The sequence below is a fragment of the Rhizobium sp. 62_C5_N11_2 genome, from assembly GCF_051811185.1.
In the GTDB taxonomy this organism is placed as follows: domain Bacteria; phylum Pseudomonadota; class Alphaproteobacteria; order Rhizobiales; family Rhizobiaceae; genus Rhizobium; species Rhizobium leguminosarum.
The window spans coordinates 135,199-151,224 of sequence record NZ_JBPWPW010000004.1; the positions used below are offsets into that span (position 1 = coordinate 135,199).

Here is a 16,026-nt window from a genome sequence, read left to right on the forward strand (position 1 = left end):
GATGTCGGAAAAGCATATCGATGAACTGAGCGGCGTCGAAACGACGGGTCATGAATGGGACGGCATCCAAGAGCTCAACAATCCCATGCCGCGCTGGTGGATCTGGACCTTCTACGTGACGATCCTCTGGGCGATCGGCTACGCCATCGCTTACCCGGCCATCCCGATGATCACTTCCGCCACTAACGGCTATCTCGGTTATTCAACGCGCGCCGAGCTGCAGCAGGACCTCAATCTCGCTAAGTCATCGCAGACGAAGTTCCATAATCTGATCGCTGCCAAGACAGTGGAGGAGATCGCCGCGGATCCTGCTCTTCGTGAATTCGCGATCGCTGGCGGCGCATCCGCTTTCAAGGTGAACTGCGCGCCCTGCCATGGATCGGGAGCGAGCGGCGGTCCGGGGTTTCCGAATCTCAACGACGACGACTGGCTGTGGGGCGGGGATCTGAATGCCATCCAGACCACGATCGCTCATGGCATCCGCTTCGACGGCGATACGGATAGCCATTCCTCCGAAATGCCGCCCTTTGCCGGTGTTCTGGAGCCCATCCAGATGAAGCAGGTCGCCGCCTATGTCTGGGGGCTGACCAATACGCCCTCGGATGTCGGTCTGGCGGCGGCCGGAAAACAGGTTTTCTTCGACAATTGCGCCCCATGTCACGGCGAGGACGCAAAAGGAAAGGCGGAAATGGGTGCGCCGGATCTCGCCGATGCAATCTGGCTGAAGTCGCGGGGTGAAGACGCCATTCTTCGTCAGGTTGCCTCTCCCAAACATGGCGTCATGCCTGCCTGGGCAGCGCGCCTGGGGGACACAACGGTCAACGAGCTTACCATTTTCGTTCATGCGCTCGGGGGCGGCACGTAAGGAGAAAAGACATGACAGCCCACGACCGCAATCCGATCCTCCGTCTCTACGGCACGCCGCGTGCTGTTATCCGATCGCGTGTCTCAGCGCGCGCCCAACAGATGCCTGCGTCTTCGGAGCAGGACGACCCGGCAAAGATCGGCAATTCGATGGTGAGTTTGATCTGCCTCAAAGACCACATGCAGACGAGCCGATAGTTTCAGCTCCTGTGGAGGACGTCCCAGCGGTTTCTCCGCCGCTGTCCTCCGGCCACGCCCTTACTCTGGGGCGTGGCCTTTTCGCTTCTGCACGGTCGTTCTTGATCTGCATCAAGGAACAGATGCGCCACGGCTGGGAAAAGAGTGGTGAAAATCGGACAGGTCCTATGAATCTCTATACCCGCTCCAATCTAAATGACATTGACCGCGTTTGCGTCGAACCCGTCAACGCCCGGCGCAATCGCCAGCCTCTCTATGCGCCGCGCAAGAAGATCTTTCCGAAACGCGCCGAAGGGCCATTTCGCCGGTTCAAATGGGTCTTGATGCTGCTCACGCTTGGCACCTATTACCTCGCGCCATGGATTCGCTGGGATCGCGGTCCCTATGCGCCCAATCAGGCAATCCTCGTCGACCTCGCCTCGCGGCGCTTCTTCTTTTTCTTCATCGAGATCTGGCCGCAGGAATTCTACTATGTGGCGGGCCTGCTCGTCATGGCGGGCTTCGGCCTCTTCCTCCTCACCGCCGCTGTCGGCCGCGCCTGGTGTGGCTATGCCTGTCCGCAGACCGTCTGGGTCGATCTCTTTCTCGTCGTCGAACGCGCTGTCGAAGGCGACCGAAACGCTCGGATGAAGCTCGATGCCGACCCCTTCACTTTCGACAAGCTCAGGAAGCGGGTGATCAAGCACGCGATCTGGCTGCTGATCGCCGTCGCCACGGGCGGAGCGTGGATCTCCTATTTTGCCGACGCGCCGAGCCTGGCGGCTTCACTGTTTGACGGCAGCGCTCCTGCCGCTGCGTATGCCACGATCGCCACCCTGACCGCGACGACCTATGTGCTTGGCGGCCTCATGCGCGAACAGACATGCACCTATATGTGTCCGTGGCCGCGCATTCAGGGCGCGATGCTGGATGAGAATTCGCTTGTTGTCACCTACAACGACTGGCGGGGCGAGCAGCGGTCGCGCCATGCCAAGAAGGCTCAGGGTCTGCCGGTGGGCGATTGCGTGGACTGCAATGCCTGCGTCGCCGTCTGCCCGATGGGGATCGACATTCGCGACGGCCAGCAGATGGAATGCATCACATGCGCCCTCTGCATCGATGCCTGTGGCGGCGTCATGGACAAGCTCGGAAAGCCACACGGCCTGATCGCCTATGCGACGCTCAAGGAATATTCGAGCAATATGTCGCTTGCTACTGACGGAGGACGGACAGCCATCCAGCCCTCCAATGTCCGAAACGACGACGGAAGCTTCATCCCGACCGTCCGGCATTTCGACTGGCGCATCATCTTCCGCCGAAGAACCGTCTTCTACGGTGTCGTCTGGGCATTGATCGGCATCGCCATGGTCGTCCATCTCGCCTTCCGCGATCGGCTCGGGCTCAACGTCGTCCACGACCGGAACCCTCAATATGTTCTGGAAAGCGACGGCTCCATCCGAAACGGCTACACGCTGCGTGTCCTCAACATGGTGCCGAAGCCGCGGGACGTGACCATCACCCTCGTCGGGCTGGAGGGGGGCACAATGCGCATTCCCGAGTTCGGCAGGCAGGATGTCCGCAGCTTCACCGCTCACGTCGAACCCGACGCGGCCACGACGCTCAAGGTCTTCGTCACGCGCGCCCCCGACGGGGCAGAGATCAACGAATTCCTCTTCGTCATCGAAGATATAGGCCAAGACGCCGGTCAAGCCGACCGGGCGAGCTATCGCGCGGCGTTCAACGCGCCGGGAGACGTGAAATGAAGACATCTACTCGAGGCTTTACCGGCTTGCACGTGCTGCTTGCCACCTCGGCATTCTTCGCCGTGGTGATCGCCGTCAACGCCACCATGGCCTTCTATGCTGCGTCCAGCTGGAGTGGCATCGTCGTGGAAAACACCTATGTGGCCAGCCAGGAATTCAACGCCAGGGCGGCAGCGATGAAGGCAATGGCCGCCTCCGGCGTCGAGGGCGCGCTCGTCGTTAAGGGCAGCCAAATCCGTTACGACATCCACGACAAGGCCGGCACGCCTGCGATGATCGATGATGTCACGCTGAACTTCAAGCGGCCCGTCGGCGATCATGAGGATTTCCGCTTGACGCTCCGGAAGACGGGCGAAGGGCGGTTCGAAGCTGATCACCAGGTTGTCGCCGGCGACTGGATCGTCGAGGCCATATCGAGAATGAATGGGGCGGTCGTCATGCATGAGGCCAAACGCTTCGACACCGCGGAGTTCCGCCAATGACCTGCTGTTCGATGGATGCGGAAAGCGTTCTCGCCCTCAGCGCGACATCTGCCAGCGCCGGGGAGGTACGCCTTGCCAGCCACCCGCTCGGGGCTGGATTACGCCAGGTCGACCTCAGCGTGCCCGACGTCCACTGTGGCGGCTGCATATTGACCATCGAAAAAGCACTGTCGGCGCTTGCGTTCGTCAGGAAAGCCCGGGTCAATCTCACCGCCAGACGTGTCAGCTGCGTCTATCAGGAGGAGATCGAGGCGAAGGCGACCGATCCCTCCGAAATCCTCGCCGCGATCACTTTGGCCGGATACCGCGCCCATCTCATCACGTCGACAGCACTCGAAACCGACAGGATCCGGAACCAGCTACTGCTGGCGATCGGAGTTTCCGGCTTTGCGGCCGCCAACATCATGATGCTCTCGGTGTCGGTATGGTCGGGCGCCGATGCGGCCACGCGCGACATGTTTCACTGGATCTCGGCGATGATCGCGGCGCCTGCGCTGGTTTATGCGGGACGCCTCTTCTTCAAATCGGCGTGGAACGCGGTAAAAAGCGGGCGCACCAACATGGATGTTCCGATCTCGCTTGCCGTGACGCTATCCTATGCAGTCTCCCTGTGGGAAACCGTGCACCATGGCGAGCATGTCTGGTTCGACGCATCGGTGTCCCTGCTGTTCTTCCTGCTGATCGGTAGAACGCTCGATCATGTCATGCGGGAAAAGGCGCGCGCTGCAATCAATGGGCTTGTCAGACTAACGCCGCGCGGTGCGCTGCTGATAATGGCGGACGGGTCGCGGCGCTATGTTGCGGTCGAAGAGATCGCAGTTGGAGACGAGATCTCGATTGCGGCCGGCGAACGCATCCCCCTCGACGGCATGATCGTCAGCGGCAAGAGCGACGTCGACCTCTCCATCGTCACCGGCGAAAGCAGCCCGGTCGCCGTCGCCGCAGGCAGCGCGGTGAATTCGGGTGCGATGAACCTGACCGGTTCGCTCGTCCTGCGGGCGACTAAAGTGGCAAGGGATTCACTTCTTTCCGAGATCATCGGCCTGATGGAAGCGGCCGAGGGCGGCAGGGCTCGTTATCGCCGGGTCGCCGATCGCGCCGCAGCACTTTATTCTCCCGCCGTGCACCTGTTGGCGTTGGCCTCCTTTCTCGCCTGGGGCTTGCTTGGCGGCGATTGGAAACAGGCCATGCTGGTCGCGGTCGCGGTGCTGATCATCACATGCCCCTGCGCATTGGGCCTTGCTGTACCGGTGGTCCAGGTGGTCGCCGCCGGCGAACTTTTCCGCAGGGGCATCATGGTGAAGGACGGTTCGGCGCTCGAAAGACTGGCCGACGCGGACATCGTGGCCTTCGACAAGACCGGCACCCTGACGATGGGCCGGCCCCGCCTCGTCCGAGCCGACGCGATCGACGGGGGCAATAGCGCCATCGCCTGCGCAATGGCGGCGCATTCCCGGCATCCGCTTTCCCAGGGTCTGGTGCGGGACATAGAGATCTCTTACCCCTTCGCCTTCGACAGGGTCACGGAAATCGCCGGCGGGGGGCTGGAAGCCTGGAAAGGAGCGGACTTCTATCGGCTCGGCAACCGGGCCTTTGCCTGCGGAACCGGGCTCACGCCCGCAGGCGATAGTCCGTTTTCGGAGGTGGTCCTGTCGAAAAACGGCGTTGATCTCGCCCGTTTCCTGTTTGACGACACGCTTCGTCCGGGCGCCGCCGAGGCTTTCCGCCAGCTCGCTGCAGCCGGTATCGAAACGCTGATAGTATCCGGCGACAGGCAGGCCGTCGTCGACAACACAGCGCGGGCTCTCGGTATCGGCAAAGCTCTGGGCGACCTGGCGCCGAAACAGAAGGTCGAGGAACTCCAGAGGCTGGGCGCCGAGGGCTATCGCGTGCTCATGGTCGGCGACGGGATCAACGACGCACCGGCGCTGGCCGCCGCGCAGGTCTCGATGGCGCCCGCAACCGCATCCGACGTCGGCAGGCAAGCCGCCGACCTTATCTTCTTCAACGATCGTCTCGATGCCGTTCCTGAAGCAATCGCCGTTGCGCGAAGATCCGCCAGCCTCATTCGCCAGAACTTTGCTCTCGCCATCGGTTACAACGTGCTTGCGGTACCGATCGCAATCGCCGGCCTGGCAACGCCGCTGATAGCGGCGGTGGCCATGTCGACTTCGTCGATCATCGTCGTGACGAATGCGCTGCGATTAAATGCCTTCGGCAGGCGCCCCGGCCTACGGAGCGAGCCGCTTGCCGGGGGAAGTGCGGAAGTTGAAACCACATGAACATGCTGATCTATCTGATGCCGATCGCACTGCTGATGGGGGGAATGGGTCTCCTGGCGTTCCTCTGGTCGCTGACGAGCCGCCAGTACGACGACCTTGAAGGAGCAGCTTGGCGAATCCTCGTCGAGGACGAAACCGATTGCAAAAGACCTTGAACCGCTCACGGCCGAAACGAAAGGAAGATCGATGCTATCGAGACATCCCATACTTTTGCGATCTGACCTGTTTCACGGCCTGGACAAAGCAAGGATAGAAGAACTGGCCGACACGGCTCAGTTCCAGATCTTCGCACCGGACGAGCGGATCATCGCCGAGGGCCAGCAGGCGTCGTTCGTCTATTGCGTGATGCGCGGCTTCGTGCGACTTTCGAAGTCGGAATCCGCGGGGCGCCAGGCAGATATCTGCATCTGCGAACCGGGCGAGACGTTCGGCGAATATCTCCTGTCGGGAGGCGGCTCCTACACCTACAGCGCATGGTCCGCCGACGGCGCAGAGGTCGCGTTGTTCGACCTTGTGGAGTTGCGGGTGCTCGCCGACCGCTATCCGATCATGCATCGCAACGTGATGCGCATCATAACCCAGCATCTGCTCGGTGCCATGGATTGCATAGCGGGAGACCGGCTGCACACGGCTGCACAGCGTGTTGCGAATTACCTCGTCAGCCGCTGCCCGGCCTCAGCATCGCAGGCCACCTTTCGCCTGCCTTACCGGAAGAGAATTCTGGCCGGCAAACTCGGTGTTGCGCCCGAAGCCCTTTCGCGGGCTTTCGCTGCCCTCGGTCCTGCAGGGGTCGAAGTCAGAGGCAGGGTCGTCGTGGTCGACAGCGTCGATCTGCTGCGGAAGGCGTGCTGACCTCGGGGCAGGGCGATAACCGCGCCGGAATTCGACCGCCGTCAATGTGGCGATCAATCGCTTGCTCCGTTATGGCCAGGCGCAAATGTACCAGGACGTCATGCTCATCGGGATTGTTCTTGCCATCTCGACTGTCTTCATCGCTTGCTTCAGGCCTTGTCCGCATCAACGGTGGCGCTGACGACACATGCGGATACCGTCGGACTGGCGGGCTTAATAGGGAAGTGCAGACGAACGGGCGCAACGAGCACCAACATGCGACGGAGAGCGTCCGGCGTTATTCTTCGAGGAGCAGGGCCGTCGCGAGATAACCCATGCTGATGGTGCTTGCGAAGAGGTAGATGAACAGGCCCTGCGCGAGATAATTCTCAAGCGTGCCTGCCGCGGCAAATCCATTTTGCCAAACGAAGAAGCCCACGGCGGATCTAATTGCGAACCCCGTCGCCAAACGCGTGAGCATGAACCTGATCATGCGAGGCATGGCACCACCTCAAACTTAATCATTACAAATGGCCGGGCAACGGGAATGGTGACTGGCCAATTGAGTTTTGTCAACGACTGGCGCAAGCCGTCATGCAAGCAGCGGCGGGAGCCGGAGACTACAACAGTGCATCTTCTGTCTTTCGCAGCCGATCACGCCTGCGAATGCGTCGTGAGTTGAGCTGCGAGTTGCAAGGACGATGCGCGCTAAGGACCTAGCGCGGCGGCGGCTTCTTCGCGCGGTTTGCCAGACGTGTCGGAATGTGGGAATAAACAACGGCACCGGCCACGCCCACGACCGCATAGAGCACGAACATCAGCTTGATGGCGATCTGTCGACCAAGCCCGACGAAGGCCCTCGCATCAGGCAGGGCGGCGGCAAAGGCGCCGACGAGGCTGCGGCGCGCGAATGTCCTCGTCCGATCGGAATCGCCGACGTGCGAGCTTGCTATGCCAATGATGCGGGTCGAGCGCGCGGTGCCGTTTCCATTCACCGAAGGCGCCCAATAGCTACCCTCACAACAATGATCCGGCAAGCCTTTGGGCGCGCGAGACGCTAGGAGAGGATGCGCCCCCGCCTTGTCTCGTCGCGTGCTGCGCCCACATTACGATCCAGTGAAGACCTCTCGTCAATCCTGCGAGGGCGCCGAGAATTTGTTCAGCGGAGTGCCGGTTCATAAAGCCAGCTCATGCTCGGACGACTCGTCAGTCAAGATCAAGCGAGTCGGATCTTTCAAGTCGAACTCAATAACACGTGACACGAAGAGACGGGCATAGCGCGTGAAGGCGCTGGTCCGCGGAAAGCGAATTACCGTATCGCATCGGGCGAGAAGGTACATCTCTGTAAGAGCAGAGATACCGCCGTCCGCTCCCAGCGATGCACTGTGTAATAGCCCGGCCTGTGCCGCCTGGAAGCATTTCGGGATAGTGATTAGATCGGGAAACACACCCAGTAAATGGTCCCGTACCTGCGCGCTGTCCGTACACAAGAAAACCAGGGCGTCGATGCGGTAGCGCTTTGGCCTTCTCAATGGCAGTGCACACTTGGCGTAAGGCGAACTCCGGATCGGCCCAGTAGGGCGTATGGTCCATTATATCTTCGTCATTGCCGTGCCGTACGTGCACACCGATGATACTGCGCCCCTTGAAGTGCTCCTGATAGATGGTGTGAATACGAGCCTGAATTTCAGGTCTAAGGTTGAGGCTCTGAAATATCTGGCGTTCGGCAGCTTGGTCGCACCGCCACATTAAACAGGCATCAGAAACTACCCTGTTGGTATCAGTATCGTCCTGGGCTTGAAGAAGCTCAGTCAGTTCGTCCCGTTCCGGGAAAATTTGTTCATCGGGGCGGCAAACGCTCTCGATTGTGGGCTTGTTCCACCATGATGGGAAGAACGGTCCCGGAAATGAGAACTGGTTGATCTGGTCATCGCAAATCACCCGTACGCCAGCAATATCTTGAATCGGCTCGAAGAACACCGTAAAAGCGTTCGTGAAGGGTTGATTGAGATAGCAGGAGCCACGCCAATCGATGGCCAGCGTCCGCCCCGTTCGCTGTGCATAGCGCCAAGCTGCCGCCAGCGACCACAGACAATCACCGAAACCAGTCCGCCGTCGAGAAACAACATACCGATCCCTCTTCAGCGAGCATGTTCTTTGCCTCGTTCTGGAAAAGCGCATCGGCTTAAAATCTGCTGAAATTCTGCATATCAATTCGGACCTGCATCAGCGATCGTGATTCTCGCCAATTTTTATGCATGACCCTTCGTCTCACAGATTTACGATTTTCTGCCAGACTGGAAGTTGCGGCGCCATACGCCTTTTCAGTCCGGGCGTTCAAGCCGCCGCATATCCCTCCGTCATCGTTCAGTCTTTTATCTCGCACCCGATCCGACCCATCGGCATCGCACTTGGGTCGGAGCGAGAGGCCGGAGCTTCCGTGCAAATGGGCGATGACGTATGTTGCGGTACGGCTCATGTTGGCGCGCTTCGCCGATTCATCGAGGATGGCGCCGATCTAGCCAATTCCCGTCCCTTCCCGGTACCTGATCTCGTCATTTCATGCGTCTTCTGGAGCATCCCGGGGAATCCGTAAATCGATTGTTTGGATAATCGCCATCCGCTTCATGGATAACTGTGGGCACCACTGCCATCGTCACAGCTGCCACCGTGGCGGCGATGCTGGCGAAGTCTCACAACTGCGGCTCGCTGGACAAGCAGTCGATGTCGTGCCGCGGCCCAGGTTGTTGATTCAGACGAGCTCGGTTACCTGCACTTGGAGGCCAATCGCGCCCGGGTGTCTTCCAAATGGTGTCCCGCGCTACGACAACGGCTCGATCCTGATCCCCTCAAGTAGTCGTGTGGTCGTCACAGCATGGACCGCCTGCTTTCACCTCTCGACGGTGGTCACCATCCGGGCGACAGTTATCGCTTAGCCAAAAGCGACGCTCCGCCCATCTGCGGAAGATTGGGGCCAGCGCTCGGATCTAACGAAACCGCAAACCGATGGGGTCAGTTCTTCAATTCGGCAAGTGAGACAAGTTCCTCGAGTCGTTTGACAGCCATAGCCGAGCAATTCTATCCGGCGCTTTCAGGCTTCCGGAAGGTTTCAATCTGCTCCAGAGCTTTACCCAGAGCAGGTTAAAAAGCCGCCAATGCCGAGCCATGATAAGTTCTTCAAGGGAGCGACGACGCAAGTCCCGCGCCAGCCACGACAACAGGCTCGGTCCGTTAGCAGGAACCCGTGGAGGCAGAATTTTATCTATGGCGTGGATGGGTGTCATCCAAACAATCGATTTTACGAATTGAATGGCGTCATCCATTAGACGGGCATCTTGACAGAAATCAAGTCGTCGATGGCGCGCCAGTGGTGTAGAGGGGTCAAATGTGTGGCTTTGGAATGCGATGCTTACATAAGCGTTCGATCAGCCCATTGCATCACCTTGCGATCGTCGACAGCTCGGGGATTCACCACCAATCGTCACTTTGATCGCAAGATCGGACGCTTTGGCAAATCGGCAAAAATTATGAGGCCTTTGCATGCGCTTTAACGTGCGTTGGGAACCGTTGCGGAAAAGGAATCGCAACTCCGAGCATGTCGAGGGATCATCTATCGCTCGAATTTACATTCGCACTCGGTGCAGTCCGCAACGAGCCGCGGTATTGACAGATTCAGACGAGGCGGTCTGGTGACCGCTATTTTGGGAAACGGCGTACGCTACACGCTGCCCCGCGCGCGTTTCGACCTGCGTCCACGCGCGGCGTCATCATCCTACCCTTTGGGCGGCCGGTCTCCGAATGGCACACCAGGATAATTTACCGGAAAGGACGAGAACAATGACGCACCTCGATTGCTCGTGCGAAGTGCACGGTGAGCGCGATGACGGCACTGGTCGTAACAGCGTTTATTTGACGTTCGACGACGGTCCGCATCCATTTTGTACACCGGAGATTCTCGATATTCTGGCTGAACACCGGGTGCCGGCAACATTCTTCGTCATCGGCGAGTTCCTGGCCGATCAATCGAAATTGATCCAGCGAATGATTGCAGAGGGGCATGAAGTCGCCAACCACACAATGACGCATCCAGACCTGTCTGACTGCGAACCCGACGAGGTGCAACGTCAGATACTCGAGACAAACAGAGCCATAAAAATGGCGGCGCCTCAGGCGGTGGTGCGGCACATCCGGGCTCCTTACGGCATCTGGACCGAAGAAGTGCTCAAGGCTTCGGCGAATGCGGAACTCACTGCCGTGCACTGGTCGGTAGATCCACGAGACTGGTCTCTTCCCGGGGCCGACGCCATTGTCAATGATGTGCTGCAGTCTGTCCGACCGGGGTCAATCGTGCTCTTGCACGACGGTTGTCCCTCCAGTGAAATGCAGCAAGGAACTGACCGCAGTCTGCGCCACCAGACTATTATGGCGTTATCTAGGATAATTCCAGCTTTACATGATCGCGGCTTTGTATTCCGCTCGCTTACTCGGGAGTTCTGAAGATCCGATGGATATGCTTGACACAACCAGCACTGTCGCCGTCTCGCTTTATACACTTCTCTCGACTGCTTATAAAAGCATGCAGGCCGTTTATTCTCTGCCGACCGATGTTTCATTGGCGTCCCAGGGCTTGGACGGCTTTGACGAGCTGCCCAGCGTAGATGTCATCGTGCCAAGCTTCAACGAGGATCCCCGCACGCTTTCGGAGTGCCTGGCTTCTATTGCGGGTCAGGAATACGGGGGAAGGCTGCAGGTTTACCTAGTTGATGACGGTTCCGAAAATCGCGAGGCTTTGCGACCTGTGCACGAGGCCTTCGCACGAGACCCCAGATTCAATATTCTCCTGCTTCCCCAGAATGTCGGTAAACGGAAGGCACAGATCGCCGCGATACGCCGCTCTGCTGGAGATATGGTGTTAAACGTCGACTCCGACACGATCCTCGCATCTGACGTCATCAGGAAACTCGTGCCTAAAATGCAAGATCCGGCTGTCGGCGCGGCCATGGGACAGTTGACGGCCCGCAACCGAAACGATAGTTGGCTGACCCGTTTGATCGATATGGAGTACTGGCTGGCTTGCAACGAGGAGCGTGCGGCACAAGCTCGCTTCGGAGCCGTTATGTGCTGCTGCGGTCCATGTGCTATCTACCGTCGCTCTGCGCTCGCTTCGCTGCTTGACCAGTACGAATCACAGTATTTTCGGGGAAAGCCAAGCGATTTCGGTGAGGATCGGCATCTCACCATTCTCATGCTGAAGGCAGGCTTTCGAACGGAGTACGTGCCGAGCGCCATCGCAGCGACAGTCGTTCCGAACAAGCTAGGACCGTATCTGCGCCAACAACTACGCTGGGCGCGGAGCACGTACCGGGACACGTTGCTTGGGCTGCGCCTGCTGCCCAACCTCAATCGCTTCCTTACGCTCGACGTTGTCGGACAGAACCTCGGACCGCCGCTTCTGGCACTATCGGTGCTGACGGGGCTCGCACAGCTTGCATTGACGGGCACCGTGCCTTGGTTGGCAGCCCTGATGATTGTGGCCATGACGATGATCCACTGCAGCGTTGTCGCGCTTCGGGCCCGCCAACTACGGTTCCTCGGGTTCTCTCTGCATGCATTCATCAATATTTTTCTGCTACTTCCCTTGAAAGCCTACGCGCTGTGCACGCTGAGCAATAGCGACTGGCTGTCGCGCAGCTCTGCTGGCAACTCGAATCAACATCCGGCGACTGATGCGCGCACTACAGAATGTTCTGGACATGCGACAGCGCCTCGAAGGCTCAACCCCGCCCGCGATCCTGCCGCGCGAACGACGTCTGACTGCATGTGCAGCGACGAGTAAGATCTATTTACCGAGGTGAACGAGTTGACACAGATCGACAATTATCAATTGCTGAATCGGGAACTGGCTGCACCCGATCCATGGGGACTCGACGCCAATCCATTCGAGCGTGAGCGTCACACGCAAATGCTCCGCTTGGCGCTTGCCCAGGGATCCATCTCAAATGCGCTCGAAGTGGGATGCGCTGCCGGCGCATTTACGGTGCAGCTAGCCCCCCACTGCAAACGGCTCACCGTGATCGATGTTGTGCCTCACGCTATAGAAAGATCGCGTCGACGCATGAGGGATTATCCGCACATCAGCTGGATAGTCTCTGATGTTCAACAGTTTTCACCTGACGAGAGGTTTGATCTGATCGTTGTGGCGGAAGTGCTCTACTACATCGGAGGAATAGCCGAGATGAGAGGGGCTGTTCGGAATTTAGTGCGGATGCTTGCGCCAGATGGATATCTGGTTTTCGGATCGGCGCGCGACGCCAATTGTCGTCGCTGGGGCCACGTTGCTGGTGCTGAGACGGTCCTCGGCATGCTGAACGAAACTTTGCTCGAGGTAGAGCGGCTTGAGTGTCGGGGTGAGTCGGTCAACGAAGATTGCTTACTCGCCTGTTTCCGAAATCCGGCCTCCTAGCGGCCCCAACCCTCGACGTTCAGACATGGAGACACTATGCGCGTCTGTGGTATTAAATTGACCCGTGACGGAGCGGACGCGCTTGTCGAGGGTGGGTGGCTCGCCTTCTGCGTCGAGCAGGAGAAGCGGGGCAACAACCCGCGATATGAAACTGTCGACAATCTCGACGCGATTGGCGCCGCTTGGCGCAACACGGTCCGGATCCACGCGTTATTGATCAAATCATCATCGATGGCTGGGATGCAATGCTGAAAGTTCTCTCGAATCCGTCGAGGGCTCCGGACTCGTTCCAATGACAGGGCATTTCCTTACAAGACTTATCCTCGTGATACGTGCCGCGCGGCCCCCGCGCCCGTGGCTCCGCCTCGTGGCGCCGATCTGCCTGGTGGACCGTGCGCCTTATATAGTCAGCCCTCGAACTCCGGATTGCGATATGTTGTTTAAGCATCAGACGCGGATGGGACGCCAGGAGAGAATTCCGGCTGTTGTCCATCTCGATGAATCTGCACGATTGCAGACCATTCCAGGCACTCTCTCCACGAAGTCGCCGAGGTACTCGTCGAATATAAAAAGCTCAGGGACATTCGGCTGCTCTGCAACACGATTGCCAATTACCACGGACGAGGCGTTTTCCCGGATGCTGCTGCAGCCCTTTAATGAGGACGCAATGAACACATACGGTGCGATAGACCAGGAAGAACCCACCCAACCGAAGAAATGCCAGTCAACGGCGCCCGACGGTCAGATGAGGGCATGTTCATGCCCGCAATAGATTTTTCCGACGTAAGCAAGACATATGGCGACAAGGCCGTGGTCAACGCGCTATCGTTCCGTGTTTCCCCGGGGGAATGCTTCGGGCTGCTTGGACCGAACGGCGCGGGCAAGAGCACGATCGCACGTATGATCCTTGGCATGACATCCCCTGATGCGGGGAAGATTACTGTGCTCGGCGTGCCGGTACCTGCCCAGGCTCGTTTGGCGCGCAAGGGTATCGGCGTGGTGCCGCAATTCGACAACCTTGAGCCCGAATTCACTGTGCGCGAGAATCTGCTGGTCTACGGCCGCTACTTCGGCATGAATACACGCAGAGTTGAAGCGGTCATGCCGTCGCTCCTTGAGTTTGCACGCCTAGAGAGCAAGGTGAATGCGCGTGTGTCTGAACTTTCAGGCGGCATGAAGCGGCGCCTGACGCTAGCGCGTGCGTTGATCAATGACCCGCAGCTACTTGTCATGGACGAGCCGACCACCGGTCTCGACCCACACGCGCGCCACCTGATCTGGGAGCGCCTGCGTTCCCTGCTTACGCGCGGCAAAACGATCATCTTGACCACCCATTTCATGGAAGAGGCCGAACGGTTATGCGATCGACTCTGCGTACTCGAAAGAGGTCGCAGCATTGCCGAAGGGCGTCCGCATGACCTGATCGATGAACTGATCGGGTGCGAAGTCATTGAGATCTACGGCGGCGATCCGCATGAATTGGAATCGCTGGTCGGGCCATATGCCGATCGCATCGAAATTAGCGGCGAGACCCTTTTTTGCTATGTGTCCGACCCGGAGCAGGTGCGTGTGCGGTTACGGGAGCGCGCGGGCTTGCGTATTCTGCAGCGTCCGCCGAATCTTGAGGATGTGTTTTTGCGGTTGACCGGGCGCGAGATGGAGAAGTGAACGATGGGTGAAGGTTGTGCCGCGGCTCTGCCCGCCAACGCTTTTAACTGGATTGCGATATGGCGACGCAACTATCTGGCATGGAAGAAAGTAGCACTTGCGTCAATTGTTGGAAGTCTGGCCGATCCTATGATCTACCTGTTTGGCCTCGGCCTTGGTCTCGGAATTATTGTGGGTCGCGTTGACGGCACAACCTACGTTGCGTTCTTGGCGGGCGGCATGGTGGCGACAAGCGCGATGACGTCTGCGACGTTCGAGACGATTTACGCGGCTTTTACGCGAATGCACGCCCAACGCACCTGGGAAGCCATGCTCTACACACAAATGACACTCGGGGACATCATCCTGGGTGAGTTGGCATGGGCAGCGAGCAAGGCATTTCTTGCCGGTACGGGAATCATAATTGTCGCCACCGTGCTAGGCTATGCGACGTGGCCGTCAGTCCTCTATGTGTTGCCAGTTATCATGCTCACTGGATTTGCATTCGCGAGCCTGGCGATGGTAGTCACGGCACTTGCGCCCAGTTACGAGTATTTCATTTTTTACCAGACGCTCGTCCTCACACCAATGCTGTTCTTGTGCGGCGCGGTGTTTCCAATCACGCAACTGCCCCCGACCTTTCAGCAGGTAGCGCAGTTCTTGCCTCTAGCGCATGCGATCGACCTCATACGCCCGGCAATGCTTGGGCGTCCCGCGAGCAGCATGGGCCTGCATATAGGCGCGCTTTGCATCTACGCGATTTTGCCGTTCTTCCTGTCGGCAGCGCTGTTGCGTCGGCGCCTGATGTCTTGACGCTACTCGCAACCACGCCAGGAGGGGTATTGCGACGCAGTGTCTGGAAAAGACCCGCAGAGCTCTGAAGATAGTCATCATAGTCTGGGAACAAATGAACCCGTGTCGGCGCCGGTGAGACGATGCAGGTTTTCGCTCTGCAACTGGCCGAACTCGGTAGCAAACACCCTTCAGGAAGATCCGGCGTGCATCAGGAGAAAAGCAAATGAAGGTCATCTCAATCGCCACGGCGCTCTTTGCTCTGGCGTGTCCCGCGAACGCGTTCGAAAACAAAGCGGTCGCGGCTACGCTTATCTTAAGGACCGATCGTACGATTGCCGGTCAGCCCATCATCGTTCCACGGAAGGACGTCGAGGTCATCGCTTCGATTTATGAGATTGCGCCCGGTGCGACGTTACCAATTCATCAGCATCGCTATCAGCGCTATGGCTATGTGCTTTCCGGGGAAATCACGGTCACCAATACAGAATCTGGGAAAGAAAGCATTTTCACGGCAGGGGATTTTGTCGTCGAGTCCTGGGGGATATGGCATAAAGGGGCGAACAACGGCACCGAGCCGGTAAAGCTGCTCGTGATCGATCAGGTGGAAAGGGGCAGTGAGAATGTTCTGCCGCAAAAATAAAGACGTTGAGGTATCACCGGAGGGCAATCTGGCGCCACGGCTCGGATGTGGTGAACCCGTCCCATATTAGGGGTTGGTTTGC

General features: G+C 58.6%; 16 protein-coding genes and 2 pseudogenes. 15 read left to right on the top strand and 3 right to left on the bottom strand.

Translation table 11 applies throughout. The annotated features are described in order from the left end of the window. The first annotated feature begins 1 nt into the window (after nucleotide 1). The 7 genes from ccoP to AB8B31_RS32445 all read left to right on the top strand — a co-directional run bounded on the left by ccoP (nucleotide 2) and on the right by AB8B31_RS32445 (nucleotide 6,420). Nucleotides 2–865: a cytochrome-c oxidase, cbb3-type subunit III gene (ccoP, locus tag AB8B31_RS32415; RefSeq protein ID WP_088397122.1), complete on the top strand. Its 864-nt coding sequence runs from the start codon at nucleotides 2–4 to the stop codon at nucleotides 863–865. A gap of 11 nt (nucleotides 866–876) precedes the next feature. Continuing rightward, nucleotides 877–1,062: a hypothetical protein gene (locus tag AB8B31_RS32420; protein ID WP_054185956.1), complete on the top strand. Its 186-nt coding sequence runs from the start codon at nucleotides 877–879 to the stop codon at nucleotides 1,060–1,062. Nucleotides 1,063–1,229: 167 nt separating this feature from the next. Further along, on the top strand, nucleotides 1,230–2,804 hold the full coding sequence (gene ccoG / locus AB8B31_RS32425; RefSeq protein ID WP_097622118.1) for a cytochrome c oxidase accessory protein CcoG: 1,575 nt from the start codon (nucleotides 1,230–1,232) through the stop codon (nucleotides 2,802–2,804). Then, nucleotides 2,801–3,286, top strand: a complete 486-nt coding sequence (locus tag AB8B31_RS32430; protein ID WP_007637017.1) for a FixH family protein — start codon at nucleotides 2,801–2,803, stop codon at nucleotides 3,284–3,286. The genes ccoG and AB8B31_RS32430 overlap by 4 nt, the downstream gene beginning before the upstream one ends. Further along, the gene (locus AB8B31_RS32435) at nucleotides 3,283–5,568 is read left to right on the top strand and encodes a cation-translocating P-type ATPase (RefSeq protein ID WP_097622119.1); all 2,286 of its coding nucleotides are present in this window, start codon (nucleotides 3,283–3,285) and stop codon (nucleotides 5,566–5,568) included. The genes AB8B31_RS32430 and AB8B31_RS32435 overlap by 4 nt, the downstream gene beginning before the upstream one ends. Then, nucleotides 5,565–5,723 (top strand): cbb3-type cytochrome oxidase assembly protein CcoS, encoded by a 159-nt coding sequence (ccoS, locus tag AB8B31_RS32440; RefSeq protein ID WP_004674425.1) that lies wholly within the window; start codon nucleotides 5,565–5,567, stop codon nucleotides 5,721–5,723. Before AB8B31_RS32435 ends, ccoS begins: the two co-directional genes overlap by 4 nt. Nucleotides 5,724–5,754: 31 nt before the next feature. Continuing rightward, complete coding sequence (locus AB8B31_RS32445; RefSeq protein ID WP_054185960.1) at nucleotides 5,755–6,420, top strand: Crp/Fnr family transcriptional regulator; 666 nt, start codon at nucleotides 5,755–5,757, stop codon at nucleotides 6,418–6,420. 277 nt (nucleotides 6,421–6,697) lie between these two features. On the opposite strand, the gene AB8B31_RS32450 is transcribed toward AB8B31_RS32445, so the two are convergent. The 3 genes and pseudogenes from AB8B31_RS32450 to AB8B31_RS32460 form a co-directional block, all read right to left on the bottom strand. Continuing rightward, entirely contained in the window at nucleotides 6,698–6,901 is a 204-nt protein-coding gene (locus tag AB8B31_RS32450) for a hypothetical protein (protein WP_097622120.1), read from the bottom strand. A gap of 214 nt (nucleotides 6,902–7,115) precedes the next feature. Further along, nucleotides 7,116–7,394 carry a hypothetical protein gene (locus tag AB8B31_RS32455; RefSeq protein WP_239621152.1) on the bottom strand — a complete coding sequence of 93 codons (279 nt, stop codon included), beginning with the start codon at nucleotides 7,392–7,394 and terminating at the stop codon, nucleotides 7,116–7,118. 180 nt (nucleotides 7,395–7,574) lie between these two features. Next, a pseudogene (locus AB8B31_RS32460) lies at nucleotides 7,575–8,580 on the bottom strand (nodulation protein NodZ). Nucleotides 8,581–10,236: 1,656 nt separating this feature from the next. Here AB8B31_RS32460 and nodB point away from each other — a divergent pair. From nodB to AB8B31_RS32500, 8 genes and pseudogenes are all read left to right on the top strand, one after another. Next, entirely contained in the window at nucleotides 10,237–10,896 is a 660-nt protein-coding gene (nodB, locus tag AB8B31_RS32465; RefSeq protein ID WP_088397127.1) for a chitooligosaccharide deacetylase NodB, read from the top strand. Between the two features lie 7 nt (nucleotides 10,897–10,903). Continuing rightward, complete coding sequence (gene nodC / locus AB8B31_RS32470; RefSeq protein ID WP_097622121.1) at nucleotides 10,904–12,235, top strand: chitooligosaccharide synthase NodC; 1,332 nt, start codon at nucleotides 10,904–10,906, stop codon at nucleotides 12,233–12,235. A gap of 15 nt (nucleotides 12,236–12,250) precedes the next feature. After that, complete coding sequence (gene nodS / locus AB8B31_RS32475) at nucleotides 12,251–12,862, top strand: nodulation methyltransferase NodS (protein ID WP_097622122.1); 612 nt, start codon at nucleotides 12,251–12,253, stop codon at nucleotides 12,860–12,862. 36 nt (nucleotides 12,863–12,898) lie between these two features. Beyond that, a complete protein-coding gene (locus AB8B31_RS32480) occupies nucleotides 12,899–13,114 on the top strand; it encodes a carbamoyltransferase N-terminal domain-containing protein (RefSeq protein WP_008536485.1) in 216 nt (71 codons plus the stop codon). 97 nt (nucleotides 13,115–13,211) lie between these two features. Beyond that, nucleotides 13,212–13,513: pseudogene (locus AB8B31_RS32485) on the top strand (carbamoyltransferase C-terminal domain-containing protein); the annotation flags it as partial. Between the two features lie 66 nt (nucleotides 13,514–13,579). After that, a complete protein-coding gene (gene nodI, locus AB8B31_RS32490; RefSeq protein ID WP_280953262.1) occupies nucleotides 13,580–14,530 on the top strand; it encodes a nodulation factor ABC transporter ATP-binding protein NodI in 951 nt (316 codons plus the stop codon). 3 nt (nucleotides 14,531–14,533) lie between these two features. Further along, nucleotides 14,534–15,322: an ABC transporter permease gene (locus tag AB8B31_RS32495; RefSeq protein WP_097622124.1), complete on the top strand. Its 789-nt coding sequence runs from the start codon at nucleotides 14,534–14,536 to the stop codon at nucleotides 15,320–15,322. Between the two features lie 205 nt (nucleotides 15,323–15,527). After that, nucleotides 15,528–15,944: a cupin domain-containing protein gene (locus tag AB8B31_RS32500; protein WP_088397132.1), complete on the top strand. Its 417-nt coding sequence runs from the start codon at nucleotides 15,528–15,530 to the stop codon at nucleotides 15,942–15,944. The last annotated feature ends 82 nt before the right edge of the window (nucleotides 15,945–16,026 follow it).

Bases quoted from the DNA above. Each gene is read 5' to 3' on its own strand.
- ccoP (WP_088397122.1), top strand. From the start codon at position 2: ATGTCGGAAAAGCATATCGATGAACTGAGCGGCGTCGAAACGACGGGT.
- nodB (WP_088397127.1), top strand. From the start codon at position 10,237: ATGACGCACCTCGATTGCTCGTGCGAAGTGCACGGTGAGCGCGATGAC.
- AB8B31_RS32420 (WP_054185956.1), top strand. From the start codon at position 877: ATGACAGCCCACGACCGCAATCCGATCCTCCGTCTCTACGGCACGCCG.
- nodI (WP_280953262.1), top strand. From the start codon at position 13,580: ATGCCAGTCAACGGCGCCCGACGGTCAGATGAGGGCATGTTCATGCCC.
- AB8B31_RS32495 (WP_097622124.1), top strand. From the start codon at position 14,534: ATGGGTGAAGGTTGTGCCGCGGCTCTGCCCGCCAACGCTTTTAACTGG.
- AB8B31_RS32480 (WP_008536485.1), top strand. From the start codon at position 12,899: ATGCGCGTCTGTGGTATTAAATTGACCCGTGACGGAGCGGACGCGCTT.
- AB8B31_RS32430 (WP_007637017.1), top strand. From the start codon at position 2,801: ATGAAGACATCTACTCGAGGCTTTACCGGCTTGCACGTGCTGCTTGCC.
- AB8B31_RS32445 (WP_054185960.1), top strand. From the start codon at position 5,755: ATGCTATCGAGACATCCCATACTTTTGCGATCTGACCTGTTTCACGGC.
- ccoG (WP_097622118.1), top strand. From the start codon at position 1,230: ATGAATCTCTATACCCGCTCCAATCTAAATGACATTGACCGCGTTTGC.
- AB8B31_RS32500 (WP_088397132.1), top strand. From the start codon at position 15,528: ATGAAGGTCATCTCAATCGCCACGGCGCTCTTTGCTCTGGCGTGTCCC.
- ccoS (WP_004674425.1), top strand. From the start codon at position 5,565: ATGAACATGCTGATCTATCTGATGCCGATCGCACTGCTGATGGGGGGA.
- AB8B31_RS32450 (WP_097622120.1), bottom strand. From the start codon at position 6,901: ATGCCTCGCATGATCAGGTTCATGCTCACGCGTTTGGCGACGGGGTTC.
- nodC (WP_097622121.1), top strand. From the start codon at position 10,904: ATGGATATGCTTGACACAACCAGCACTGTCGCCGTCTCGCTTTATACA.
- AB8B31_RS32435 (WP_097622119.1), top strand. From the start codon at position 3,283: ATGACCTGCTGTTCGATGGATGCGGAAAGCGTTCTCGCCCTCAGCGCG.